Origin of the sequence: Streptomyces sp. NPDC088157 (genome assembly GCF_044741545.1) — a bacterium.
Lineage (GTDB): Bacteria > Actinomycetota > Actinomycetes > Streptomycetales > Streptomycetaceae > Streptomyces.
This window is the reverse complement of sequence record NZ_JBIUSU010000005.1, coordinates 308375-333304: the sequence shown is the minus strand read 5'-3', so window position 1 is coordinate 333304 and position 24930 is coordinate 308375. Positions and strand designations below refer to the sequence as shown.

Below are 24930 nucleotides of genomic sequence, written 5' to 3'. Positions count from 1 at the left end.
ACGCGTGGGCAGAGTCAGGTGCTCGATGTACGGGCTCAGTCGCCGGAGCGGTTGCTCAGAACACAGCAGTCGACAAGCCCCGGGCGGCATGTCTGCCTACTGGTCCAGGGGATCGAGGAGATAGTTGGTCAGCACGCAGCCGCTCGCCGGCGCATCCTGTACGCGGTATCCGTCAGGGGCTTTGAAGCCGGGGTCGCAATTCTCCAGCAGCAGTCCGGCTTCGAGGAGGGTTTTGCTCGCCTGATAGTCCGTGGGATCCACGATGAAGTCGGCACCGAACAGGAACCTGCCGCGCGCCAGCTTGTCCGTCCAGCCGTCTTCCTTCGCGAACTCCTGCGCCTGCTTGCGGTAGTTCTCTTGGAACGCCTTCATATCGCTCGGAAGGTAGATGATCCAGCCACCGGTATCGGACCGGGTCTCCCCGCAGAAACCGGACTTGCTGATCTTCCAGGCGTCGGCCTCGGCCTTCCGGGTGGCGTCATCGTCCTCGGTCGCAGGACCGAGGAACCCTTCGGAAGGTGTTCCCTGAGCGCTCTCGTCGTCCGTGAGGTTGTCGCATGGCAGCCCCGCGCCGGAGATGAACTCCTGGACGTCCCTCAGCGTCTTGGCACTGGGAAGACTCGCCGAGCCGGAGCCGTTCCCCGAGCCAGAGGTGGAGGAGGAGCCGGAGCCGGAAGGGGGCCAGCCGTCGCCGTCCCCGTCGGAGTCGGACCCGCACCCGGTCAACGCGGTGAGCAGGGCCAGGGAGACGATGCCCGTGGTCAGGGGCTTGGACAGGGACATGGGGACGCTGGCCTCCGGGGACGAGGTGGGTTCGGGCGAGGTCATACGGCGGTTGGTTCCGGCGTGGCGGGCTGGGAAGTTGCCGGGTCCTCCTCGACCTCCTGCAGGAACGTCCAGTCCCAGACGCTCAGCGGCGGGTTGACGCCCTGGCGGGACGGGCGGGTGGTGCCGTTGGTGTCCGTGGCGGCGAGGATCTCCTTGAAGACCAGGTCGACGGCGACCGTGCCGACGCGCTTGTCCGCGTCACGCTGGAGGCAGACACCGGTGCGGAGTTCCTGGAGGGCGGCGATGACCTTCGGGTCGTTCTCCGGGCGGCCCAGGAGGGGGGCCACCAGGGACGCCTCCTGCGCCGACTTCTGCTTGAAGGCGAAGACCGTGTGGATCTGGTTGGCGCCTCCGCTGCGGGCCTCGGAGTCCTCGATCTGGACGAGGTCGATGGCCTGCTGGGTGATCAGGACGGTGACCGCCAGGTAGGAGCGGCCCTGCTTCAGCGCGCGGCGCATCAGGTCGCGGCCCGCCTCCGTGGCCGTCACGACGTACGCCTCGTCGACGAAGAGCGCCTTCGGACGCAGGCCGATCTCGCCGGTCACCGGGTTCTTCTCGTAGCCGACGTCGAGCATCTGGCTGCCCAGTTCCACGACCGCCATCAGGGCCGTCGCCGCGAGGCGCTCCGCCGGGTTCCAGCTGCGCGGGTCGGAGGCCGCGGGCGACTGGAAGCCGCGCAGGGTGATGACCGTACGGCGCTTGCGCATGCTGGACAGGGGCTGCGGATGTTCGGCGAAGGAGAGCCGGGCGTAGGGCAGCGTGCGCAGCTCGGTGAGAAGCATCTGCGCGAGCTTCAGGTCCTTGATCGCCTCGCGGTCGCCGCTGGCCACCGCGTGGTCGTACGCCGCCACGACCTCGTCGACCACTTGCCACAACGTCGGCCGGGCGACGGCCAGTTCGGCGTCGCGGGCCGTGTAGCCCTGCTCGACCGCCTGGCGGATCGCGGAGTTGTAGCGGCCGATGACGGTCGCCATTCCCTCGATGACGGGGAGCCGTACGCGCTGGTAGTCCTCGTCGCCGAGGAAGCCCCGGAGCATGGTCTCGGCGAGAAGGCGCCCCGCGGGGACGTCGCGGGCGATGACCCACGGGTCGAGGACGCCCGCCTGGCCCTTCAGGAGGTCGACGACCTCCGTCTCCGCCCAGAACTCCGGGTTCACCGGCTGGAACTTGCTGGCCGGGGTGCCCAGGACGCCCGTCTCCGCGTCGCCGGCGAACTCCGGATCGTTCACCTGGGAGCCGAAGGCCAGGTAGTAGCACAGCTGCGCGAAGTCGGTCTTCGGGTCGATGACCAGGCAGCGGACGCCCGACTCCGACTCCTCGTAGAACTTCTGCAGGGCCAGGGAGGACTTGCCGCCGCCGGACGCGCCGACGATGGCCAGGCCACCGCCGTCGTTGCGCGCCGGGCCGACGTGCAGCGAGTAGTGGACCGGCATCTTGCCCGCCCAGCCGACCAGGTTGCCGACCCAGCCCAGACGCTTGCCGGAACGCTGCTCGGGGTTGTCGCCCAGCTCCGTGCCCGCGGTGGGCAGTCCGGCGCCCAGCTGTTCCACCTCCTGGAGGCGGAGGTAGGGCGCGATCGGCAACTTGGGTGCGTCGCCGGGGAGTTGGGACTGAAGGAGGCGCCACTGCTGGCGCGTCGGGCGCAGCAGGGTGACCTTCAGGTCCTGCTTGAACTGCATCTCCAGGACCCGGCGCCGCCGTTCGAGCTCCTTCACGTCGTGAGCCGAGATCGTGAAGCGGATCTGCGCCTCCATGCCCGGCATCTTGTGCTCGTCGATGTCGTCGACGAGCTCCTGGGCGCGGGTGACCTGGGTGGCGAGCTTGGTGTCGGGGCTGCGGCCGGAGTTGGCCATGTCGTTCATCTCGTCGACCAGGTTGCCGCGGATCTTGTCGGCGCGGTCCTTGAACTTCAGGTACGGGATGAGCGTGAACCGCATGTCGATCTCGACCGGGAAGTCCACGTGCTGGGCGGCGTAACGCGCCCACGCGGTCGACTGGCGGAAGCGGGTCTCCGCGGGCCAGTTGGCGGCGACGAGGGTGGTCGTATAGCTGGTCTGCTGCTCGCCCGTCACCTCGTCGTACTGGTTCAGCACGATGTGCGTCTTGCGGTTCTCGCCGGAGAAGTCGACGACCAGGTCGAACTGGTTCGGCCCCCAGGCGCGCGAGCCGAGCACCGGCTCCGGCGGGACCGGCAGGTCGCCGTGGAGCGGCTTGCGGATCAGCCAGACGAGCTCCTCGCGGCTGAGCGGGGTGCCCTTGAGGCCCTCCAGGCTCTCGTGGACCTCGACGGCGACCTGCGTCCACTCGGCGAGGACGTGCGGGGAGAGGTACTCGTCCGCGACGCCGGTCGCGGTGGCGGCGGCCTGGTCGGCTGCGCCCCGTACGCCCCGGAGGAGGCCGGGCTCGTCGTACGGCTCGTCGTCCTGGGCGACGACACCGCTGCCGCCGTTGGTGCGCTTCAGCGAACCGAGCTTCACCAGCAGGATGTTGCGCTCGCGCTTGGCGCCGATGCGCTCCTGGTACTCGGCCTTGCGCAGGTTGTACGCCTTGTAGTTCTCGGTGGGCTCCCAGGCGACCGCGTTCAGCTCCTCCGCCCAGGTCATGGCGGTGATCGGCTGGTAGACCTTGCGGTAGTGGCACTCGACGTTGCGGTCGCCGCGGGCCAGGTTCAGCAGACCGCGGGCCGGCCCCTCGGCCATCGCCTGGAGCTCACCGGCGTTCAGGTACTCGTCGATGGCGTTGGGCAGGACCATGCCCGTCCACACCGAGTCGCCGTGCACGAAGATCATGTCGTCGGCGTAGCGGTAGGGGAGGCGGAGGTCCTCGCGGCGGGCGGCGGCCGACGAGCCGGACGGCTTGGAGCGGGAGGAGGACGACCGGTTCGAGCCGCCCTGGCCGCCCTGGCCGTTCTTCTTGCTCGACGAGGCGGCCATGATCATGGCGACCACGAAGAAGGCGGCCGCCCCGCCCAGAAGGATCAGCATGAACATGGAGGAGTCACCTGCGGTAGTTGACGTGTAGGGGGTCGGCGGTGGGTCAGCGGTAGGTCGAGAAGGCGCTGCCCCGTTCGGCGGCGGTCCGGCGTGCGGCTTCGTAGCGGGCCTGCCAGCGCGGCGAGCCGGGGGTGAAGAGGATGACCTGCCAGTGCAGGTGCTCCGGCTCCTGGTCGGCGGCGAGCCCCTGCAGGCGCTTGGGCTGGAACCACCAGTCGGTCCACACCACGATCTGCTGGCTCAGTGTGAGCGCCGAGGGCAGCGGCCGTCCCCAGACGAAGTAGACGGCGAACGGCGGTCCGAAGTAGAGGATCGACGTCCACATCGACATGCCGAGGAAGGGCAGGAACGCCGACATCGTGAACAGCGCGATGAGCCAGATCAGCCCGAAGCCGAAGGCCGCACCGAGCGCGGGCAGCAGCAGCCCCGGCAGCGGGATGTTGCCCCAGTTCCAGATCCGCTTGGGCCGGTTGACCAGATCGGTGTGGTCGTACGCGACCAGCGGCTCCGGTGGTGCCTCCTGGCTCATGACTGCGAACTCCCCTGATAGGGACGGCTACTGATGGGACGCCGGGCAGTGCCCGAGCGGTCGGTCAGTTGCCGCCACCGATTTCCGTGCCGAGGCCGATCAGCACACCGGCGAGACCGCTGGCACCACCGATGATCAGGGCGGCGAGCGCGATCATTCCGAAGCCCTGGAAGGCCTCGCGCATGCCGTCGCCGCGCTTCATCGACATCAGCATGCGGATGCCGAGGATGAGCAGGGCGATGACGGCGACCATGGTGCCCGCGTTGCGGAGGATGTCCTCGATCTTTCCGAACATCTCGTCCAGGGTCGTACCGGCAGCCAGGTACATGGTGATTCCTCTCGGGTGGTGGAACGGTGGTAGGTGGTGGGGGCGAGGACGACGCGGTCCCGGTCAGGACTTGCCGGTCTGCGCGCTCTTGGACGTCTGGGGCGTCGTCGAGGCGGAAGTGGAAGGGGAGGCCGCGGCGGACGGCGACGCGCTTCCCGTCGCGGCGCCACTGTCGGTCTCGTCGCTGTCGGCGCGGCCGCCCTGCTCGTCGAGGACACCGCCCCGGACGTCGTTGACGAACCAGCCCTGGGCGGTGTTCACGATCGTCATCCGGTAGGCGCGGCTGACGGCGACGCCCTTCGCGTCGCTCCAGTCGACGACCACGCGCACCTGGACCGGCTGTCCGGCGCTGTAGGCGTACGGGTCGGTGTCCTGGACGCTCGCCGGGACGAGCGCGACGACGGCGCCGATCTTTGGGTTCGTCATGCGACCGGCCAGGCCCGTGGTGGCCGTCAGGGTCGCGTCGGGCGTGATGAAGCGGGACATCGCGGTCACGTCGGAGGCGCCCCAGGCCTCGAAGTAGCCCGGCAGCACCTTCTGCTGCAGTTGCGTGGACAGCGCTTCGTCCACGACCTCGTCGCGCTGGTCGACCTCCGGCACGTCCGCACGGGCGGGCAGCGGCATCTGGCCGACGTCGCCGGCGACGCGCATGCCTTCGCCCGTCTTGAGGTTTTTCACGTACACCGGGACGGTGAGCGTGGTGAGCGTGCCGTCGTCCGTCCGGACCTGAACGCCGATGTACCGGCCGTGGTCACCGAACTCGGGAAGGTTTTCCGTGGTTCCGTCCCAGGTGGCGGAGACAGCCTTGCTGGTGCCCTCGCCGCTCCAGCCGCACTCGGGGTCGACACCGGCGGAGGCGTAGCGGGCGAGGTCGGTGCGGCGGGCGGTCGAGGCGTCCGGGGAGAACGTCATGCAGAGCTGGGCGTACTGCTCCGCGAAGGCCGCCGCCTGCTCGGTGGGGAACTCGGTGAGGCGGTACCGGGTGGCGTCAGCCTCGTCCAGCCCGGCGGTGGTGGTCCCGGAAGATTTACCGACCACCAGCCCCATCACACCGCAGGAGCCCAGCGCGAAGACGCAGGTGGTGATCAGCAGGGTGGCGCGGAGCGCGACGTGCGTACGGCGCCCACCGCCGGGGATACGGCCACCGGGCTTGGGTACATCGAAGTCGCGGGTGGGGGCGGGCTTCGGAGTGGTGGTCCGGGCGGGGGCGGCGCCGACGACGACCGAGGAGGCGGTGGCCGTGGGCTTCGACGAGTGCGTCGGGGTGCTGCCGACGGGGGCGTGGTGGCTGTGCTGGGGCGTGACGACAGGCGCCGTCGCCGCGGTGGCAGCGGCTGTCACCGTACCGCCCCGCTTGCGCTGCTCCTTCTCCGCCTTCTTCTGCTCGTAGGCCGCCTTGCGCGCCGCCCGCTCCCGCTCCCGCTTCTCCTTCTTCGACTCGCCCTGGGGGCGCGTCTCACGCGGCGGCAGCGAGGGCACGGCAGCCTGACCGGCCCGGGGCGTGTTCCGCACCCAGGCGGCGGCGACCTGTGCGCGGGCCGCGTCGGAGGGGAGTTGCTGAGGCGACTGCGGGGCGGGGGCATGCTGCCCTTGCCAGGCCTGTTGCTGAGGCTGCTGGGAAGGACCGAAGGACCCGGGCTGCCCGGAAGGCTGGCCCCCGCCGACCGCGCCAGCAGGGCTGTTGTGGTCTGTCATCGAGTCGGTTACTCCAGCGAGTCGGTTCCCCGTCCGCCTGGGCGGGTTCACGACCGCACCGCACGACGGGCCCTGGCCCGGCCAGGTGCGCTTGGCAGTGTGACAAAGACCTGCCACCGGACCGGTGTCGCTTTCCTCGCCGGGACTGCGGGAATTCCCGATGTCGTGGCCATGAGGAAACCGGTCGGGAAAAGTGTCAGGGACACGTCGGGAGGGCGCCGTGCCGTTCCGGCCCGTCCTGGGCCCACAATGCGCTGGGCGCGTGTGCCCGAGGTACTGGGTACCGCCACCCGGCACCACCCCCTGGACCCGACGGACCCGGCGAAGGACGAGAGTTGACCGACCACAACGGGCACCCGCAGCATCCGCAGCAGCCGCAACCCCCGGAGCAGCCCGACCCGCGCACTTGGGAGATCCCCCACCAGGCCTCGCCGGTCCAGCAGGCCCCTTTCCCTGCCCCCGTTCCCGCCCCCGTCGCCGTGCCGACCCCTCAGCCGGCCCAGACCCCGCAGGTCTTCCAGGCCGAGCATGCCTGGGTGGACGGCTATGAGCCCGGCAATCCCTGGCGGGCCAGCCTGTGCGTGCAGACGCCGTACGGGACCTTCGCCTATCCGCTCACGCCGAACACGATTCCCGAACTCCTCGAGCAGATGGTCCTGGTGGCGCAGGAACAGCAGGGGATGCCGGTCGGTTTCGACGAGGATCCCGAGCCGTCGCCGGCGGTCGGTGAGGAAGACGATGAGGAGCAGGAGGGGATGGTCGCCCGCCTCCAAGGGGGGCGCGCCGCACGGATGAGCGGCTGGACGGTCGTCCACGACCTGTGGGAACGCGAGGATCCGACGGCGCGCATCGTGATGGGCGCGGTCGTGGTGGTGCTGTTGCTGCTCGGTATTTTCCTGACCTGATCATGCGAACGCTACAGACCGACCGATGAGGACAACGATGACAAGCACCGACGAGGTCGGCACCGAGCCGGAGTTCTACTTTGCGGACGTCTTCGTCTTCGTCTCCGACTACCTCGCCCAGTTGGTCCGCCGCCGTGTCAACGGCACTTCGGCGACCTGGTGCCCGAAGTGGTGGGAGCACCCCGAGGCCGGTGCCCGTCTGTCGGCACTCTGGCTGGCCTGGGAGCATCTGCGCCAGGACCCGGCGCTCGGCATGTCGACGTGGTGGCTGCACCATGCCGACCCGCATCTGCGGGTCCTGATGGACGCCGACTCGGGTCCGTTCGCCGCCTGTTCACCCAAGGACGGGCACACGGCCTACCCGTTCGATCCGTTGCCGGTGGATCCGCGTTCGGAGTGAGGACACTTCGTTCGTGACCACGGCGGACAGCTTCCTTTCCCGGGACCTCCGCCCGCCAATTCCCGCTTCTTTCCCCACCGGGAAAACGCAGGGCTTCGCCGCGCCGCCGCCACCTACCGTGTCCCGGTCACCCGTCGACCGCCGTCACCGGCCCAGCACAAGGGAGGCGCGGAAACGTGGAGTTGCCTGCCGAGAACAAGCGCACGGCACTACTGCCTCTGGTCGTGCTCGGCGTTTTGTTGATTCTCGTGCTGACGGTGTTCACCGTCTTCGACGGAGACGGCGATGGTGGTGACGGCGGGAACGCGGCCCCGGCCGCCACCTCCGGCGGCCAGAACGGTGCCGACGCGAATTCGGGGTCTTCGGGCTCCGGTGCGCCCAGCGGCGGCGCCACCCCCATCGTCGAGCCCGCCGAAGTGGCCCGGGCCCACGCTGTCATGGCGCACTACATGGCCGGACTCACCACCTACGACCACACCAGCAAGACGGGCGCCTGGAGCGCTCCGCTGCTCGAGCTCACCACCGACGACACACGGATGAAGCAGGTGACCGTCCTGCCGTCCGGCAAGGAGTGGGCGACCTGCCAGGCCGAGGAGTGCTCGTCCAAGGGCGCGGCGGTCGTGGAGCGTGACGCGGTGATAGCCGACGACGTTGTTCGCGACAGCGGTCGCACGATCTCCAGCGTGGTGAAGGTGACAGCCACGCACACCTCCGGCGGGCAGTCCTCGACGGAGGAGAACGAGTGGCTGGTGACCGTCAAGGAGGACGACGGCCAGTGGGAGGTCTCCGGCTTCGACGTCTTCGGTCTCGGCAACGTCGGCGCCTCCGACGACTCGGGGGAGTGAGCCGGCCATGGTGGCACCCGCTGTACTCGCGGCCGCGGCCAAGGCCGCGAAGGTTGCCAAGTCCGCCAAGAAGGCGGGCAAGCTCGCGGCCGGTCCCGGGGGAGGCCAGAACGGCGACGGCGGCAAGAAGAAGGACAAGAGTTTCAAGTGGTGGATGATCATCGGCGGTGGTGGCGGACTGGCCGCCGCTTCCGTGGTCTTCCTGGTCCTGCTGCTCATCGGCAGCATGGTCGGCGGCGTCGGTAACGGCGCGACGAACGCGGCCTGCGGCGACTACGCCGACAACGCCAGCGCCGGCAACACCGGTGATGCCGCCGCCACCAACCCGATCATGCCGGCCGGCAAGATGTACATGCCGAGCGCGACCGCGCGCGCGGAGATACCGCCGAAGATGATCCTCGCCGCGATGCGCGCCGCCGCCAACTACGACGGCCTCGACTGGACGCTCATCGCCGGGCAGATGTACCAGGAGACCAAGTACGGCCAGGACAAGTCGGCCGCGCCCGGTGGCAAGAACTCCCTCGGCTACATGGGCATCCTCCAGTTCGGTACCCCGGCCTGGACGGACTACGGCTCCGACGGCAACGACGACGGCAAGAAGGACCTCTACAACATCGATGACGCGGCCTGGGCCGCCGCCAAGTTCCTGCACGCCAAGAAGGCCGAGACGGAGCCCTTCAAGGCGCTTCAGAACTACTCCGGTTCCACGGCCTCCAACACCATCTACCCGCGAGTCGTCCTCACCCAGGCCGCCCGGTACCGCGGGGTGCTCACCGGTGACCAGGACCTCATCGAGCGCTGGTACGCGCACCTGAAGGAGACGGTCGAGAAGAACCCCGACTTCCCGACCCTCGGGCAGCAGTCGGACATCCCGGAGCCGGTGGGCAACGACGCCCAGCCCAACAAGGCTCTCAGCATCTCCTCGTCGCCGGCCCGCTCGTGGTCCACACCGCCGCTGGACGACGACGGTTCGACCACCACCGCCATGGCACCCGCCGGGTACACCACGAGCCTCGCGAACACGACGAGCGTGACGACCGTCGCCTTCCCCGAGGCCAAGCAGCCCACCGTGGTGGGGGGCAAGGACTGGCAGTGGCCCATGAAGGAGGGCACCTACTCGCTGGGCACGCCCTACCACCAGAACGGCAGCATGTGGAGCCTCGGCTACCACACCGGCCTCGACCTCGTGGCCACCTCGGGTACGCCGATCTACGCCCCGGCCGACGGCAAGGTCGTCCACGCGGGCCCCGGCGGCTCGTACGGCAACGAGACGGAGATCCAGCACGCGGACGGCGTCATCACGCTCTACGCGCACCAGACCACGATCAAGGTGTCCGTCGGCGACAGCGTCAAGCGCGGTCAGCAGATCGGCACGGTCGGCGCCACCGGTAACGTCACCGGACCCCACCTGCACTGGGAGGTCCGGGTCCCCGGCGTGGACAACCCGTTCGTCGGCGGTCAGGACCAAGGCCCCGGGATGGTCGACCCGAAGGCCTGGATGGACGGCCGGGTCACTGGAAACCCCGACTACGGCACGGTCCCCGGCTCCGAAGAGCAGAGCAGGGACGCCCAGTACGCCCAGTGCGCCGAGGGCAACGGCGGCGCGGCCGTCGCTCCCGACGGCGCTGGTGCCTCCGGTGTCATCCCCGACTCCGACGACCCGGTGATCCGCGCGGTCCTCGGCTGGGCCCAGCGTGGCATCGGCACCCCGTACGTGTACGGCGCACCGCGCCTCCAGGGTCAGAACCCCACCAGCTTCGACTGCTCGAGCTTCACCCAGTGGGCGTACTACATGGCCAGCGACGGAAAGATCGATATCGGCAGTACGACGTACTCGCAGCAGCCCTATCTGAGCAAGTACAAGGTGGATCTGTCCGAGGCCCAGCCCGGTGACGTGATCTTCTTCGGGCCGGAGGGCGGCGGCAGGTCGAGCCATGTCGGGCTGGTCTGGGACGCCAAGGGGCACAAGATCCTTCACGCCCCTCGCCCGGGCAAGTCGGTCGAGTTCAGCACCTGGGACTACCAGGCCGAGATCACCGGCGTCTACCGCGTCCCGATCCCGCAGGGCACGAACGCCGTCGAGGGCGACGGCACGAACAACACCGCGGGCGCCTGAGGCCTGGCGTGTGCCCGCCACTCATGTCGGACCTCACCTGATGGAGCAAGGAAGTTGACGAAGCCACGTACCGCCCTCATCGCCGGTACCGTGCTGTTTCTGGGACTACTCACCGGCTGCGGAGGCGGTGACGAGTCGGCGGGTAAGGAGGCGACGGGGCCGGCCTCCCCGTACGCGTCGGCGTCCGCGGCCAAGTCGCTCGCCTACCCGGGCGACCCGATCCCCGGGCTCTCGGCGAAGCCCGCGTGGAGCATTGCCCAGAAGACCGATGGCTACCAGTGGTGCGCCGGCGACGCCGCTCTCGCCTCCGACAAACAGGGGCAGGACGGCATTTGCGCGGTCGGCGACGCCTTCCTCCTGGTCGAGGACCTGTCCGCGCCGGTCGCGGAGGGCGAGACCGACCCGCAGACGGCGCACTTCGTCGGTCACCTCTACGACGCGGCGACCGGCAAGGAACGCAAGGCCTTCACCGTCGAGTGCACGTACGACCCGTCCGTGAGCGACGCACCCGGCCGCGACGCGCAGGTCCAGGTAGGGACCTGGAAGGACGGCTCCCCGGCCGTGCTGATCCGCAGCTGCGAGAACACCGAGGCCAGCGGCCTGAAGAAGGCCGCGGTGAAGACCGTCTACACCATGTACGCGCCCAACGGCACGAAGCTGGGCAGCTCCACGTACACCGACGAGGAGCATGCGGGACTCCCCGTAGTCCGGGGGCATGTGCTTCTGCCCGGCGAGGATGACGAGGACCGCACGCTGGCGCCCATCGGTGGCGGCAAGGACCTCGTGCTTCCCGCGAAGTTCGCCGAGGCCGATCCCGTCGGCACCGGACAGGGATACACGGTCGAGGGCGACGGCAGGAACGAACCCCTGTCGGTGATCGACCGCAGCACGGGCAAGTCCCTCTGGACCACGACGGACCTCACCCCGCCCACGGACGTCGTCGCGCAGATCGAGGACGAAGAGGAACCGGATGCCGAGCTCTACGCCCTCCACGGCGACCAGGGAATCCTCGTCTGGTCGGCGAGCGGCTCCAACGACGCGGTGATCACCACAGTCGACCTGCGCACCGGAGCCACCCTGGCCGTCGGTCCCCGCACCACGCTCAAGGAGTTCGACCAGGTCGACGTCCCCGTGGTCTCCCCCGACGGCAAGACCGCCGTCGTCAACTTCGCCGGAGAAGCGGTGGCCTGGAACACCGCGACAGGTGCCGAGCTGTGGCGACAGGAGGCCGACGAGAAGGAGATCCGGCCGGTCGCGGTGACGGCGGGCGGTGTCCTGTTCGCGGAGCTCGAGTCCAACCAGGGAGCCCTGTCCATGGCGACGAAGAGCCTGATGGGCCTGCTCCCCCAGGGGGCGGACGCACCCACGCAGTTCACCACCAACGGCTACACACTCATCCCCGCCGACAACACCCTCTTCGCCTTCGCGGCGACGAAGCCCTGACCGGACCCCCGACCGACTCCCCAGACAGTTGAAGTAGTCCAGAAAGGACGGACCCGCGGGTGACCGCAGAACAGCAGAAGAAACCCCGCGCCGAGGACGACTGGACCTTCGAGATCGTCATCGCGGTCGCGGTCGTGCTCCTCGTCGGTGCCGGTGCCTGGCTGGCGGCGAAGGTCGGGGCCGGGTACGCCGACGCGCCCGCGCCGCCCGGCAACCCGCTGACGTTCCTCGTCGAGGTGATCAAGGGGGACTACAGCTGGCCCGGTTCCGCGGCCAGTGCCGTCGCGGCCGGGGAGGCGGTGGTGGTCGGGATCCTCGGCCTGGCCGCCTACCGGGTGCGGGAGCGGTTCAGGAACAAGCCCAAGGTGGACGGCGCCGCCCAGCACCTCGCGAAGGGCGAGGAGCTCGGCAAGCTGACCATGAAGGGCGCGGCCGCCACCGCCGAGCGCCTCGGGGTGCGGTCGAGCACTCCGGGGGTGTTCATCGGACGGTCCGTCAAGGGACGCCAGCCGCTGTTCGGGTCGTACGAGGACATGCACGTCGACATCTGGGGTCCGCGGACCGGCAAGACGACCCGGCGGGCCATCCCCGCCATCCTCGACGGCCCCGGCGCCGTCCTCGTCACCTCCAACAAGCGCGACATCGTGGACGCCACCCGGGGTCCGCGGACCGCGCGCGGACCGGTGTGGGTGTTCGACCCGCAGCAGGTGGCGCAGGAGGAGCCCAGCTGGTGGTGGAACCCGCTGTCGTACGTCACCGACGTCGCCAAGGCCCGCAAGATGGCCGACCACTTCGCCAGCGGCTCACGTGACGCCAACGCCTCCACCGACGCCTTCTTCGACCCGGCCGGCCAGGACCTGCTCGCCAACCTGCTGCTCGCCGCCGCCTGCGCCAAGGCGCCGATCACCCAGATCTACACCTGGCTGTCCAACCCCAAGGACGACGCCCCGGAACGCATCCTGCGCGGCGCCGGTCACGCCATGTCCGCGGACGGGCTGGCCGGTGTGATCAACGCACCCGACAAGCAGCGCAGCGGCATCTACGGCGTCGCCCAGCAGATGGCGTCCTGCCTGGTGAACCCCGAGGTCAACCGGTGGGTCACGCCGCCCGCCGACGAGCACGCGGGGGAGTTCGACCCGCATCGGTTCGTCCGCGGTGGCGGCACCCTGTACTCGCTCAGCAGGGAGGGGCGCGACTCCGCCGGGCCGCTCGTGACCGCGCTCACCGTGGCCGTCGTCGAGGCCGCCGAGGAGTACGCCACCACCCAGCGGGGCGGCCGCCTCCCGCTGCCCCTCGTCGGTGTCCTCGACGAGGCGGCCAACGTGTGCCGCTGGCGGTCCCTGCCCGACCTGTACTCGCACTACGGCTCGCGCGGCATCATCCTGATGACGATCCTCCAGTCCTGGGCGCAGGGCATCGAGGTGTGGGGCGAGCGCGGCATGGAGAAGCTGTGGTCCGCCGCGAACGTCCGCGTCTACGGCGGCGGCGTCTCCGACACCCGCTTCCTGGGCGACCTGAGCGAGCTGGCCGGCGAGTTCGAGCTGCGTGAGTACCAGACCAGCCGTGAGTCGGAGTTCGGCGGCTGGTCCGGCAACCGCGCGATCAGCGAGTCCACGCGCCGCGAACGCGTCCTCCACGTCTCCGACCTCGGCGCGATGCCGCCCGGCCGGGCCCTCGTCCTCGCCTCCGGCACCAAGCCGGTGCTGGTCGAGACGGTTCCGTGGTGGGAGGGCGCGTACGCCGCCGAGGTCCAGGCCTCGCTGAAGAAGTACGACCCCGGGGCGCGCTGACAGCAGCACCGCGACACCGACGAGGGGCCCGGAGGTCGATACCTCCGGGCCCCTCGTCGGTGTCGCGCGGTGGATCAGACGCGCGCCACCCGCCGACGACGCGTGCCGAACCACGCAGCCGCGCCGCCGACGGCCAGCAGGACGGCGGCCAGGGCGCCGTAAAGGCCGCCGCCCGAACCGGTGTTGGCGAGCGAACCGGTAGCGCTCGGGGTGTTCGTGGTGCCGCCGGTCGTGCCACCCGTGGTGGTGGCCGCGGAGCTGGACGCGGACGCCGACGGGGTCGCGGATGCGGACGGCGACTGCGACGCGGGCGTCGACGGGGTTGCCGACGGCGAGCTCGGGGTGGTCTTGGCCGGACCGGCCGTCACGTTCGTCGTCATCGTGTTGAAGTACCCGGATCCATCCATGGAGATCATCGCCTCCAGCGGTACGGCCGTGTCCTTCTTGATGTCGCTGTGCTCGCCCAGGGAGAGGTAGAGGTCGATGCTCGCCAGCCCGGAAGCCGCGCCGAAGCCCTTCGGGAGGTCGGGCAGCTCCCACTCGCTGTCGGCGCTCTCCTTCAGCTTCACGATCTTGCCGTCGATCTTGGCCTCGAGGATGAAGTCGGGGTGGCCCGCGCCCTGACGGAAGCCCTGCGCGGAGACGGTGCGGTGCAGTACGGCGGGGAACTCGCCGGGGCCGTCGGCTCGGGCCTCGAGCAGCAGGCCGGCACGCTCCCCCGGGCGGGCGACGGCGTTGTCGTTGCGCACCCAGGCCTGGTTCAGCTTGCCGGGCTTGATCTGCGGGTCGGTTTTGAACACGACGGTGTTGCGCGCCGGGGCGTCGTCGATGTCGCCCACCAGCCGGCCCGCGTGCAGCGTGAAGTCACCGTCGTTGGTCGGGTACGTGGCACTGAGACCGAAGGTGACCTTCCAGGTGAACTCGGTCTTCGCAGGGACGGAGAAAGCGGAGAACGCCTTGCCGGAGGCGGGGTAGAACTCGCCCTGGAAGTAGCCGTCCTGGTGACCGATGGCGGACTTGGTCGCGGGCGCGTCGATCGGGGTCACGTCGAAGACGATGGAGTCCTTCAGCACCGGGCTCGGACCGTCGGGCTCGCCCGGCAGCCAGGCGGAGAAGTCCTGTGCCTTGTCGGAGGAGTTGGTGACCGTGAGGATCATCGACTCGGTCGCCCCGCCGCGCTTGAGCGGGCCGTTGGGGGTGGGCGCGCCGAGCGTCATCTTCAGCGCGTGCTCGCCCGCCTTGTCGGCGGCGACGGCGGTGGCCGGGACGAAGGCGGCGCCGGCGACAGAGGTGACGACGGCGGTCGCGGCCACGGTACGGATGCGGCGGGCGGCGACGGAACGAGCGGACATGATGAATCCCCCCAAGGAATCAACGGAGAAGAACCGGTGCACGACGAAGAGGCGACCGGAAGAACGGAAGAACGGAGAAGGAAGAGCTGAGAGAAGAGCTGCGAGCAGAGAGAGCGTCCGTTCGCCCGGCCGGTCCTGCGTTCCCCCCGGCGGCTCGCGGTGCACTCATCTTCACCCGGTACCCATGCTTGATCAATCGTCGCTCCGTCACCACTTCGCAACAGCGCCGGAAGCGGCAATTCCGCAGGTCACGGGCGTATAACCGGGGGATCACACTCCGCTCCGCCGGTGACCCGCGGTGGCTGCGGCGAGTCCGGCGGGGCTCTCCTTCCCCGCGTCCCTGCCCGAATCCCTGCGGGGCCCCGCATCCCGCGCAGGTCCCTGTGTACGCCCCACATGCCCGCCCGGGTTCCTGGCCGGCTCTTCGCAACCCCTTCGCATCGTCTCCATGCGTCTTCACGCGTTAAACGGAGGGTGATGTTGCTACTTCGTTAAGTAGTTCGGCTTGACGCCGGTGGTCGCGGCCGCGTTGTCTTTTTCAGACACCTGGGTCCAACATGCCGCACCCATGTCCGGATCGCACCGAACGCACCTGAAGTGAGCCCCCGAATGCGTCGTATCGCCATAGCTGTGGTCGCCTCCACAATGTCCCTCTCGCTTGCCGGGTGCGGGATGCTGGGGGCTTCGGAGAACAGCGCCAGCGCGACTCCGACCCGGAGCAACGACATCGCGGTGGGCGTGCTGATGCCGGAGGAGACCAACACCCGGTACGCGGACTTCGACTACCCCATCATCAAGAAGAAGGTCACCGAGCTCACCCAGGGCAAGGGCAGGACCGAGTACGCGAACGCGGCCGGGGAAGTCGAGACGCAGAGCACCCAGATGCAGAAGATGATCGACGACAAGGTCGACGTCATCCTGCTGGACGCCGTCGACTCGAAGAAGATCGCGCCCCTGGTGCAGAAGGCCAAGGACGCGAACATCCCCGTCATCGCCTACGACCGCCTGGCCCAGGGTCCGATCGACGGGTACGTCTCCTTCGACAACGAGCTCGTCGGCGAGGTGCAGGGCCGCACCCTCGTGGAGGCCATCCCCAACGCCGAGGCCAGTGACAAGGTCGTCATGGTGAACGGCTCGCCCACCGACCCGAACGCCGGACAGTTCAAGGCGGGCGCGCTCAGCGAGCTCAACGGCCGGGTGACGGTGGCGAAGTCGTACGACACCGACAAGTGGAGCCCGGAGGTCGCCCAGGCCAACATGACCAAGGCGATCGACGCACTGGGCGCGTCCAACATCGCCGGCGTCTACTCCGCCAACGACGCCATGGCCGGCGGCATCATCAAGGCCCTGAAGGCCGCGGGCGTCAGCGACGGCGACCTGCCCCCGATCACCGGCCAGGACGCGGAGCTGCCGGCCGTGCAGCGCATCCTCAGCGGCGAGCAGTTCATGAGCGTCTACAAGCCGTATGCCAGCGAGGCCGAGGCCGCCGCCGAGGCGGCCGTCGCCAAGGTCCAGGGCCGCGACCTCCAGTTCGACGCCCTCACCCGGGACAAGGTCGACAGCCCGACCAACAAGAACATCCCGGCCAAGCTGGTGCCCGTGGTCGCGCTGGTCAAGGACAACATCAAGACGACCATCATCGCCGACGGCATCTACACGGTCTCCGAGATCTGCACCGCCAAGTACAAGGCCGCCTGCCAGGCCCTCAAGCTGCTCTGAGCGTGTGCGCCCGGCGGGCGGTCGGTCACCGACCGACACCGCCCGGTCGGTGACCGCACATCGGTGCACCCGCGCCCGCGTGTTCCGGGTCCGGCAGCGCTCGTGGACGACACCGTCCTCGAAAGGCGCGGCAGGGCCCGTGGGCGTCGGCGAGACAGGCCTCCAGGGCTCTGATCCGCTGAGCGACGCCTCTTTGTATGCGATCCCATGGGCGCCGAGGATTCTGGGCGCCGGGTCGAGCGGCCCCGACCGCTCCTCGCCGGCGAAGGCGTAGGTCACCCGCGGTCGGTGAACCCGCGGGCCATCTGGTCGGCCCGCAAGCGCAGTTCACCCGGTCCGATCAGCCGGAGCGCCGCGTCCACCGGTTCGCAGGCGGTCCTGACCTCACCCGCCCGCTCGAACATCTCGTCCCACGCGTCGGCCGGCGCGTACGCGTCGAATGTGTCCGCCATGACCTGACGCCAAGCGCGGGACGTGACGCGGCGATCACCCGGGTATTTCCGTGAGCGCACGGGTCCGCGCCAGTCCGCGTGGGCCCCTGCGGGCGGTGATGGGCCCGTGGCCCGGCCGGACTCCCCCGTGGTCCGGCCGGGTTGGCCTCGCTGTCCCCCGAGTGGGGAGCACCCGGGGGGCAAGCAGGACCAACGATGCACCGTGGCATACCTCCTGCACCACCGTCAGCTTGTTGCAGTGCGAGGGGAGGAGGCCGGGAGAAACAGGTACAGAGAGGCCGATTTCCATGGCGTCGGCCGGAGGAGCCTTGTTGCGGACCCGGTCCGGGCCGCGCATAGTTGCGCTCCGGAAGAGGCGTACGGCGGGGGTGGGATGGGCGATGGCCGGGCACGGGACGGAGCAGCATCCACACGGTGCCGACCGGCTGTGCGATGCCGGGGATCGGGTGTATTCCCGGGCCGTACGGCGCGGTCGGGTGCCACGGACCGACGCCGAGCCGGTCCCCTGCCTTCTGGAACTCGCCCTCCTGCACCCCGACCCCGACGACATGGACTGGCTGGTGCCGACCTCCCCGCAGGAGGTCATGACCCGGCTGCTGCGCGGTCTGTACGACGAGGTGAGCGCGAGCCGGCGCCGGATGGGCTCGGCGGTCGCCGCCTTCGAGTGGTACGCGGGCCTGGGCGGGCCGGCGGGCGCGACGGCCGTTGAGGGCGCGGCGATCCGGGTCCTGGACGGCTCCTCGCGCATCCAGGCCGCTCTGGACGCGGCGACCGAGGCGTGCAGGACCGAGGTGCTCACCGTGCAGCCCGGCGGCATCCGGCGGGAGCACGAGCTGTCGGAGGGCCTGCACCGGGCGTTGGAGCTGCGCGGCCGGGGCGTGCGCATGCGGGACATCTACAACCACGTGGCCCGGCACGGCCAGGGTCTGCTCACCTATCTGGAGCTGATGGGCGACGCGGTGGAGGCCCGCACGCTGGACGAGGTCATCGACCGGCTGATCCTGTTCGACCGCACGGTCGCCTTCATCCCCGCGAACACCGACCGCACGATGGCCCTGGAGCTGCGCCACCCGGCGCTGATCTCCTACCTGGTGACGGTCTTCGAGCGGCTCTGGCGGCTGGCGATCCCGCTCACCGCGCCGCTGCCCGAGACCCGTATCGAGGGCATCTCGCACCGCGAGCAGTCCATCGCCGCCCTGCTGGCGGAGGGGCACCAGGACGCGGTGATCGCGGAGCGCCTGGGCATCAGCGTCCGCACCTGCCGGGCCCACATCGCCCGTCTCTCGGAGACCCTGGGCGCGGCCAGCCGGACCCAGCTGGGGGTGCGGATCGCGCAGGTCGGCCTGGACCGGCCGTCCGGGGCGGCGGACCCGCCGCCGGTCAGTCTCCCGGCGCCGGGTCCGGTCCCTGGTCCGGCCCCGGCTGCTGCTCCTGCCCCGGCGTCCGGTTCCGGCTCTGTTCCCGGTCAAGGATCCCCGACTGCCCTATGAGGTAGCCGAGTTGGGCGCGGCTCTCGCTGCCGAGGGTGGCGGCGAGTTTGGCGATGTGGACGCGCGCGGTGCGGATGTTCATGCCGAGGCGGTCGGCGATGACGGCGTCGGTGTGCCCTTCGACGAGGAGGGCGGCGATGGCCTGCTGCCGGGGGGTGATGCCGTTGAGGGAGGGGCGGTGGACCGCTTGCGGGTACATGGGCGTGGCCAGCCGCCAGAGGCGGTCGAAGGTGACGGTGAAGTAGGTCAGGAGCGCCGGATGGCGGACCTCCAGGGCCAGTCGCCCGTCCTCGCCGGCGGGGATGAAGGCGACCTTGCCGTCGATGACGATGAGGCGGTCGGTGACCTCGTCGAGGGTGCGGGCCTCCACATCGCCCCGGAGCTGCTCGTAGCGGGCCAGTACGAGGGGCTGGTGGCGCTGGGTGTGCTGGTAGAGGGTGCGCATGCGGCAGCCCCGGTCCAGGAGTGCCTGGTCGCGGGCCATGGCGACGGTCTGGGCCGTCTGGCCGCGCGGCCCGCTGTAGTGGACGTTGGGCTGGATGCAGAGCAGCTCGTCCGTGGCCTCGGCCGTCGCCTCGGTGATGGCCCCGTTGATGCGTTCCGTGCCGCTCAGCAGGAGCAGGGCGGGATCCGTGGCGGCGGTGCGGCTGCCGGTGATCCGCATGAGGGGTTCGAACAGGGTCGTCAGTCGTTCCTCGCGGCGCCGTTCGTCGGCGATGCGGGTGCCCGAGGCGCGCAGCAGACGGTGCAGCGCGAGGGCCGGGGACACGGGTTCGAGTTGGCCCAGGTCGTCCACGACCGGGTGCAGCAGGCCGAAGGACAGCAGACAGGGGGCCGCCGCCTCGGCCTCCTCGGTCTTGACGCGCCCGTTGCGCAGGGCCTGTTCGTAGAGCTTCGTGCCCGCGGCGCACAGGTTCTCCACGCCGTGGTGGGGGTGCGGCGGCGCCTTCACTGCGATTCTTTCTCCTGTTCGAGGATTCCGGACCGTGGGGGGCGCCGGTGAGGGGCGGGTGTCAGGGTTCCTGTTTGAGGATCCCCGACTGGGCTATGAGGAATCCGAGCTGGGCGCGGCTGCCGCTGCCCAGAGCGGTGGCGAGTTTGGCTATGTGGGCCCGGCAGGTCCGTACGTTCATGCCGAGACGGCGGGCTATGGCCTCGTCGACATGCCCCTCGACGAGGAGCTTGGCGATGGAGTGCTGGATGTCCGTGATGCCGTCGGGGGCGGTCTCGTAGGGGGCGCCGGTTGCGAGCGGCACCGCGCGGCCCCACATGAACTCGAAGACCTTGATCAGGTAGCGGACGAGCCCCGGGTGACGGAGTTCGAGGGCGACCTGTCCGTCGTCCCGGGTCGGGATGAAGGCCACGGTCTCGTCGCAGATGATCAGCCGCTCCACGAGTTCGTCGATGGTGCGGTACTCCACCTTGCCGTCGGTGAACTGGGAGACGTAGCCGAGTGTCTCGGGGCTGTACCGGGCCGTGTGCTGGTAGAGGGTCCGGATCCGGCAGCCGCGGTCGATCAGCGGTCTGTCGCGCTCGAGTCCCTGGACGAGGGTGTGCTCGAGGCGCCGGCGGCTCGGCTGGACGGTGAGCATCTCGGTCTGGCACTGGGACGTGGCCAGATCGAGTGCCGCGTTGATCCGGTCGATGCCCTCCAGCACCGTGATCGAGTGTGTGGTCGGCGTCGGCTGGGCGCTGAGGGTCATGAACGGCTCGAAAGCGTCGGCGAGTTCCACCGACAGCCGTCTGCGCTGGGTGATCTCGCGTTCGATCGGGTTGAGCAGCTGGGACAGGGCGATCGACGGGGGCACCGGACGTAGCCAGTTCGCGTCGTCGGGATCCGCGTGTAGCAGGGCGAACTCCATCAAACACGGAGCGGGCTCCACGTCCGCACGGGCTATGCGGCCCGTCCGAAGAGCGTTCCCATAGAGACGGTGACCTTCCTCGCACAGCTCAGTCGACGCATGAGGATGTGTCTGCTTTGTCTGATTTTTCGTCAAATCTCCACCCCCCAGGGTCCTGAACGTGCAGGAACATGATGCATCGATTGTGTGGCCATGACGTGCCCGAATGGGCCATCGTCGTAGTGGACGGGGGAGAGGTGACCTTCAAATGAGGACGAAGCCGACTATGCATAAGAGAATGCTTCGCTCGGCGCTTGCCGCCGCCTTCTCCGCCGCCTTGGCCTTCGGGGCGCTGAGTGGCCTTGCGGGAACGACGGGTGACACGGCGCGCGACAGTACCTGGAGCACGGGTACCGAGACCGTCGCCGCGCCGCTCGGGGACAGTACGTGGGTCGCGCCACGCGACAGCACGTGGGTCGTCACGGCGGCAGACGTGCCGGGTGACAGCACTTGGGTCGCTCCCGGCGACAGTACGTGGGTCGCCGAGTCATGACCACTCCACCCGACGACCGCTCCTTCCGCCGCGAAATGGCCACCGCCTACCGCTCCGGCTGGCACTTCATCGACCTGGTCACCGCCATCCCCCACAGTGGTGACTCGTTGATGGTGACCGTGTTCGGCGAGCCGGTGGTCGTGACACGCGACGAGGACGAGGACGTACGGGCCTACCGGTGCCTGCGCAAGCCCCGGGGGGCGCCGCAGCCCGTGCGGTGCGCCATCCGATACGGAATGATCTTTGTGAACCTGGACCAGCGGGACCACAGGCTCGTCGAGCCCGAGGCTCCGCCCCTGAAGACCATCTCAGCCACCCCCCGCAGTGCCTGACGCGATTCCCCCGTCGTAACAGATCGCTCAGGTGCTTCCCCCCGCAGCGGCGTCACCGTGACCTGAACACGGTGACGCCGCTGCAGTTTGCGGCGACATTTCCGTACAAGCGCCTGCTTGAGCGTTGGCCGAAAAACGACGGGGACGGATCTGGTCAACCGCGGCCCATCGCCCGGGTCAGCTCGATCTCGATCACCACCCGCTCGGGGTTCGGGCTCGGTGTGCGCCCGTAGCGCTCCGCGTACCGGCGCTCCGCCTCCGCGACCCGGTCCGGGTCCCTGCGCACGCGCGCCCTGCCCTCCAGAGTGGCCCAGCGCCCGCCGTCGACCTGACACACCGCGACCCGGGCGCCGTCCGGCCCCGCCGCGAGGACGTTGCCCACCTTCGTGCTGCCCCGGTGCGCGATCACCCGGGCGAGCCGGGCCTCGGGGTCGTACGTCACTCCGACCGGAACCACGTGCGGACTGCCGTCCGGGCGTGGTGTGGTCAGGGTGCACAGGTGTCGTTCCCGCCAGAAGGCGAGGTACGGCGCCTCCGGGGCGCCCGGGTCCTGGGGGTATGCGGCCATGGTCCGGAACCTAACCCGTACCGGACTCCCGGCGCGCACCTTGAGCGGAATAGACTCAACTTTGTGTACGCTGACTGAGTCAGTACGGGAGAGCGCTGACGCAAGGAGGAGACAGCGAACGTGGACGCCGAGCTGACCAACCGGAGCCGGGACGCGATCAACGCGGCCAGCAACACCGCCGTGTCCCAGGGACACGCCGACCTCATCCCCGCCCACCTGCTGCTGGCTCTGCTCCAGGGGCAGGAAAACGACAACATCGTCGATCTTCTGGCCGCCGTCGACGCCGACCAGGCCGCCGTGCGGGCCGGGGCCGAGAAGGTGATCGGCGCGCTGCCCAGCGTGACCGGGTCCACCGTCGCGCCCCCGCAGCCCAACCGCGAGCTGCTCGCCGTCATCGCGGACGCGCAGAGCCGGGCCCGCGACCTCGGTGACGAGTACCTGTCCACCGAGCACCTGCTGATCGGCATCGCCGCCAAGGGCGGGCAGGCCGCCGACGTGCTCAGCCGGCAGGGAGCGACCCCGAAGAAGCTCCAGGAGGCGTTCCGCAAGGCCCGCGGCGGGCGCCGGGTGACCAGCGCCGATCCCGAGGGGCAGTACAAGGCCCTGGAGAAGTTCGGGACGGACTTCACCGCCGCCGCCCGCGAGGGCAAGCTCGACCCCGTCATCGGGCGGGACCAGGAGATCCGGCGCGTCGTGCAGGTCCTCTCCCGGCGCACCAAGAACAACCCCGTGCTCATCGGCGAGCCGGGCGTCGGCAAGACCGCCGTCGTCGAGGGCCTGGCACAGCGGATCGTCAAGGGCGACGTGCCCGAGTCCCTCAAGAACAAGCGGCTCGTCGCGCTCGACCTCGGCGCGATGGTCGCGGGCGCCAAGTACCGGGGCGAGTTCGAGGAGCGGCTGAAGACCGTCCTGGCCGAGATCAAGGACTCCGAAGGCCAGATCATCACCTTCATCGACGAGCTGCACACGGTCGTCGGCGCGGGCGCCGGCGGCGACTCCGCCATGGACGCCGGCAACATGCTCAAGCCGATGCTCGCGCGCGGTGAACTGCGCATGGTCGGCGCCACGACGCTCGACGAGTACCGGGAGCGGATCGAGAAGGACCCGGCGCTGGAGCGCCGCTTCCAGCAGGTGCTGGTGGCGGAGCCGACGGTCGAGGACACCATCGCGATCCTGCGCGGTCTCAAGGGCCGCTACGAGGCCCACCACAAGGTGCAGATCGCGGACGCGGCGCTGGTCGCCGCCGCGACCCTCTCCGACCGGTACATCACCTCCCGATTCCTCCCCGACAAGGCCATCGACCTGGTCGACGAGGCGGCCTCCCGCCTCCGCATGGAGATCGACTCCTCCCCGGTCGAGATCGACGAACTCCAGCGGTCCGTGGACCGGCTGAAGATGGAGGAACTGGCGCTCAGCAAGGAGACGGACGCCGCCTCCCGCGAGCGGCTGGAGAAGCTGCGCCGCGACCTCGCCGACAAGGAGGAGGAGCTGCGCCAGCTCACCGCCCGCTGGGAGAAGGAGAAGCAGTCCCTCAACCGGGTCGGCGAGCTGAAGGAGAAGCTCGACGAACTGCGCGGCCAGGCCGAACGCGCCCAGCGCGACGGCGACTTCGACACCGCCAGCAAGCTGCTCTACGGCGAGATCCCCACCCTGGAGCGCGACCTGGAGGCCGCCTCCCAGGCCGAGGAGGAGGCCGCCAGCGACACCATGGTCAAGGAGGAGGTCGGCTCGGACGACATCGCCGACGTCGTCGCCTCCTGGACCGGCATCCCGGCGGGCCGCCTCATGGAGGGCGAGACGCAGAAGCTGCTGCGCATGGAGGAGGAGCTGGGCCGTCGCCTCATCGGCCAGGCGGAGGCGGTCCAGGCGGTCTCCGACGCCGTACGCCGCTCCCGGGCCGGCATCGCCGACCCCGACCGCCCCACCGGCTCCTTCCTGTTCCTCGGCCCGACCGGTGTCGGCAAGACCGAGCTGGCGAAGGCCCTCGCCGACTTCCTCTTCGACGACGAGCGGGCGATGATCCGCATCGACATGTCGGAGTACGGCGAGAAGCACAGCGTGGCCCGTCTGGTCGGCGCGCCTCCCGGCTACATCGGCTACGAGGAGGGCGGCCAGCTCACGGAGGCGGTGCGCAGGCGCCCGTACAGCGTGGTGCTGCTCGACGAGGTGGAGAAGGCGCACCCGGAGGTCTTCGACGTCCTGCTCCAGGTCCTGGACGACGGCCGGCTGACCGACGGTCAGGGCCGCACGGTCGACTTCCGCAACACCATCCTGGTGCTGACGTCGAACCTGGGCAGCCAGTACCTGGTGGACCCGGTGTCCACCGAGGCGCAGAAGAAGGAGCAGGTCCTGGAGGTGGTGAGGGCGTCCTTCAAGCCGGAGTTCCTCAACCGGCTCGACGACCTGGTCGTCTTCTCGGCGCTGAACAAGGTGGAGCTGGAGCGGATCGCCCGCCTCCAGATCGACCGCCTGGCCAAGCGGCTCGCCGAACGCCGTCTCACCCTGGAGGTCACCGACGCGGCCCTCGCCTGGCTCGCCGACGAGGGCAACGACCCGGCGTACGGCGCCCGCCCGCTGCGCCGCCTGGTCCAGACGGCCATCGGTGACCGGCTCGCCAAGGAGATCCTGGCCGGCGAGGTCAAGGACGGCGACACGGTACGCGTGGACACCTTCGGTGAGGGCGAGGGCCTGATCGTCGGCCCGACGACGGGCACGACGGGCACGACGCTGTAGCGCTGCTGCCCCTGCCCC

19 protein-coding genes and 1 pseudogene are annotated in these 24930 nt (G+C 69.8%); 10 read left to right on the top strand and 10 right to left on the bottom strand.

What is annotated here, in order from left to right; all coding sequences use genetic code 11:
* Positions 1-96: 96 nt before the first annotated feature.
* The 5 genes from ACIPFH_RS21575 to ACIPFH_RS21555 form a co-directional block, all read right to left on the bottom strand.
* The gene (locus ACIPFH_RS21575) at positions 97-828 is read right to left on the bottom strand and encodes a hypothetical protein (RefSeq protein ID WP_401828497.1); all 732 of its coding nucleotides are present in this window, start codon (positions 826-828) and stop codon (positions 97-99) included.
* Entirely contained in the window at positions 825-3818 is a 2994-nt protein-coding gene (locus tag ACIPFH_RS21570) for an ATP-binding protein (protein ID WP_401828495.1), read from the bottom strand. Before ACIPFH_RS21570 ends, ACIPFH_RS21575 begins: the two co-directional genes overlap by 4 nt.
* A 46-nt stretch (positions 3819-3864) precedes the next feature.
* On the bottom strand, positions 3865-4350 hold the full coding sequence (locus ACIPFH_RS21565; protein WP_401828494.1) for a hypothetical protein: 486 nt from the start codon (positions 4348-4350) through the stop codon (positions 3865-3867).
* A 64-nt stretch (positions 4351-4414) separates the two neighbouring features.
* On the bottom strand, positions 4415-4678 hold the full coding sequence (locus ACIPFH_RS21560) for a TrbC/VirB2 family protein (RefSeq protein ID WP_069768313.1): 264 nt from the start codon (positions 4676-4678) through the stop codon (positions 4415-4417).
* A gap of 63 nt (positions 4679-4741) precedes the next feature.
* Positions 4742-6373: a conjugal transfer protein gene (locus ACIPFH_RS21555; RefSeq protein WP_401828493.1), complete on the bottom strand. Its 1632-nt coding sequence runs from the start codon at positions 6371-6373 to the stop codon at positions 4742-4744.
* A gap of 335 nt (positions 6374-6708) precedes the next feature.
* Between ACIPFH_RS21555 and ACIPFH_RS21550 the strand changes: the two genes are divergently transcribed.
* The 6 genes from ACIPFH_RS21550 (at position 6709) to ACIPFH_RS21525 (ending at position 13872) form a co-directional block, all read left to right on the top strand.
* On the top strand, positions 6709-7278 hold the full coding sequence (locus ACIPFH_RS21550) for a hypothetical protein (protein ID WP_401828491.1): 570 nt from the start codon (positions 6709-6711) through the stop codon (positions 7276-7278).
* A 37-nt stretch (positions 7279-7315) separates the two neighbouring features.
* Entirely contained in the window at positions 7316-7678 is a 363-nt protein-coding gene (locus tag ACIPFH_RS21545; protein WP_401828489.1) for a DUF4913 domain-containing protein, read from the top strand.
* A 176-nt stretch (positions 7679-7854) separates the two neighbouring features.
* The gene (locus ACIPFH_RS21540; RefSeq protein ID WP_401828487.1) at positions 7855-8523 is read left to right on the top strand and encodes a hypothetical protein; all 669 of its coding nucleotides are present in this window, start codon (positions 7855-7857) and stop codon (positions 8521-8523) included.
* A gap of 7 nt (positions 8524-8530) precedes the next feature.
* Positions 8531-10639, top strand: coding sequence for a peptidoglycan DD-metalloendopeptidase family protein (locus tag ACIPFH_RS21535; protein ID WP_401828485.1), 2109 nt, complete (start codon positions 8531-8533; stop codon positions 10637-10639).
* A gap of 54 nt (positions 10640-10693) precedes the next feature.
* On the top strand, positions 10694-12082 hold the full coding sequence (locus ACIPFH_RS21530; protein WP_401828483.1) for a PQQ-binding-like beta-propeller repeat protein: 1389 nt from the start codon (positions 10694-10696) through the stop codon (positions 12080-12082).
* 59 nt (positions 12083-12141) lie between these two features.
* Positions 12142-13872 carry a type IV secretory system conjugative DNA transfer family protein gene (locus ACIPFH_RS21525; RefSeq protein WP_401828481.1) on the top strand — a complete coding sequence of 577 codons (1731 nt, stop codon included), beginning with the start codon at positions 12142-12144 and terminating at the stop codon, positions 13870-13872.
* Positions 13873-13946: 74 nt separating this feature from the next.
* Here the strand turns inward: ACIPFH_RS21525 and ACIPFH_RS21520 are convergent, their stop codons facing one another.
* A complete protein-coding gene (locus ACIPFH_RS21520) occupies positions 13947-15224 on the bottom strand; it encodes a hypothetical protein (RefSeq protein WP_401828480.1) in 1278 nt (425 codons plus the stop codon).
* Between the two features lie 609 nt (positions 15225-15833).
* Between ACIPFH_RS21520 and ACIPFH_RS21515 the strand changes: the two genes are divergently transcribed.
* Positions 15834-16943: a sugar ABC transporter substrate-binding protein gene (locus tag ACIPFH_RS21515; RefSeq protein WP_401828479.1), complete on the top strand. Its 1110-nt coding sequence runs from the start codon at positions 15834-15836 to the stop codon at positions 16941-16943.
* 105 nt (positions 16944-17048) lie between these two features.
* On the opposite strand, the pseudogene ACIPFH_RS21510 reads toward ACIPFH_RS21515, so the two are convergent.
* A pseudogene (locus ACIPFH_RS21510) lies at positions 17049-17395 on the bottom strand (circularly permuted type 2 ATP-grasp protein); the annotation flags it as partial.
* A gap of 380 nt (positions 17396-17775) precedes the next feature.
* On the opposite strand from ACIPFH_RS21510, the gene ACIPFH_RS21505 reads away from it, so the two are divergent.
* On the top strand, positions 17776-18885 hold the full coding sequence (locus ACIPFH_RS21505) for a LuxR C-terminal-related transcriptional regulator (protein WP_401828477.1): 1110 nt from the start codon (positions 17776-17778) through the stop codon (positions 18883-18885).
* On the opposite strand, the gene ACIPFH_RS21500 is transcribed toward ACIPFH_RS21505, so the two are convergent.
* On the bottom strand, positions 18776-19837 hold the full coding sequence (locus ACIPFH_RS21500; protein ID WP_401828476.1) for a helix-turn-helix transcriptional regulator: 1062 nt from the start codon (positions 19835-19837) through the stop codon (positions 18776-18778). The two genes, ACIPFH_RS21505 and ACIPFH_RS21500, sit on opposite strands and share 110 nt — an antisense overlap.
* Before the next feature lie 61 nt (positions 19838-19898).
* Positions 19899-20747 (bottom strand): hypothetical protein, encoded by an 849-nt coding sequence (locus tag ACIPFH_RS21495; protein ID WP_020129176.1) that lies wholly within the window; start codon positions 20745-20747, stop codon positions 19899-19901.
* Positions 20748-21275: 528 nt separating this feature from the next.
* Here ACIPFH_RS21495 and ACIPFH_RS21490 point away from each other — a divergent pair.
* Positions 21276-21611 (top strand): hypothetical protein, encoded by a 336-nt coding sequence (locus ACIPFH_RS21490; protein ID WP_069768324.1) that lies wholly within the window; start codon positions 21276-21278, stop codon positions 21609-21611.
* A gap of 154 nt (positions 21612-21765) precedes the next feature.
* Here the strand turns inward: ACIPFH_RS21490 and ACIPFH_RS21485 are convergent, their stop codons facing one another.
* Positions 21766-22179, bottom strand: a complete 414-nt coding sequence (locus ACIPFH_RS21485; protein ID WP_401828475.1) for a pyridoxamine 5'-phosphate oxidase family protein — start codon at positions 22177-22179, stop codon at positions 21766-21768.
* A 120-nt stretch (positions 22180-22299) separates the two neighbouring features.
* On the opposite strand from ACIPFH_RS21485, the gene clpB reads away from it, so the two are divergent.
* Positions 22300-24912 (top strand): ATP-dependent chaperone ClpB, encoded by a 2613-nt coding sequence (clpB, locus tag ACIPFH_RS21480; RefSeq protein ID WP_401828473.1) that lies wholly within the window; start codon positions 22300-22302, stop codon positions 24910-24912.
* The last annotated feature ends 18 nt before the right edge of the window (positions 24913-24930 follow it).

Coding starts and splice junctions, on each gene's coding strand:
- ACIPFH_RS21575 (WP_401828497.1), bottom strand. CDS start 828: ATGACCTCGCCCGAACCCACCTCGTCCCCGGAGGCCAGCGTCCCCATG.
- ACIPFH_RS21570 (WP_401828495.1), bottom strand. CDS start 3,818: ATGTTCATGCTGATCCTTCTGGGCGGGGCGGCCGCCTTCTTCGTGGTC.
- ACIPFH_RS21565 (WP_401828494.1), bottom strand. CDS start 4,350: ATGAGCCAGGAGGCACCACCGGAGCCGCTGGTCGCGTACGACCACACC.
- ACIPFH_RS21560 (WP_069768313.1), bottom strand. CDS start 4,678: ATGTACCTGGCTGCCGGTACGACCCTGGACGAGATGTTCGGAAAGATC.
- ACIPFH_RS21555 (WP_401828493.1), bottom strand. CDS start 6,373: ATGACAGACCACAACAGCCCTGCTGGCGCGGTCGGCGGGGGCCAGCCT.
- ACIPFH_RS21545 (WP_401828489.1), top strand. CDS start 7,316: ATGACAAGCACCGACGAGGTCGGCACCGAGCCGGAGTTCTACTTTGCG.
- ACIPFH_RS21535 (WP_401828485.1), top strand. CDS start 8,531: ATGGTGGCACCCGCTGTACTCGCGGCCGCGGCCAAGGCCGCGAAGGTT.
- ACIPFH_RS21520 (WP_401828480.1), bottom strand. CDS start 15,224: ATGTCCGCTCGTTCCGTCGCCGCCCGCCGCATCCGTACCGTGGCCGCG.
- ACIPFH_RS21515 (WP_401828479.1), top strand. CDS start 15,834: ATGCGTCGTATCGCCATAGCTGTGGTCGCCTCCACAATGTCCCTCTCG.
- ACIPFH_RS21505 (WP_401828477.1), top strand. CDS start 17,776: ATGGCCGGGCACGGGACGGAGCAGCATCCACACGGTGCCGACCGGCTG.
- ACIPFH_RS21495 (WP_020129176.1), bottom strand. CDS start 20,747: ATGGAGTTCGCCCTGCTACACGCGGATCCCGACGACGCGAACTGGCTA.
- ACIPFH_RS21490 (WP_069768324.1), top strand. CDS start 21,276: ATGACCACTCCACCCGACGACCGCTCCTTCCGCCGCGAAATGGCCACC.
- ACIPFH_RS21485 (WP_401828475.1), bottom strand. CDS start 22,179: ATGGCCGCATACCCCCAGGACCCGGGCGCCCCGGAGGCGCCGTACCTC.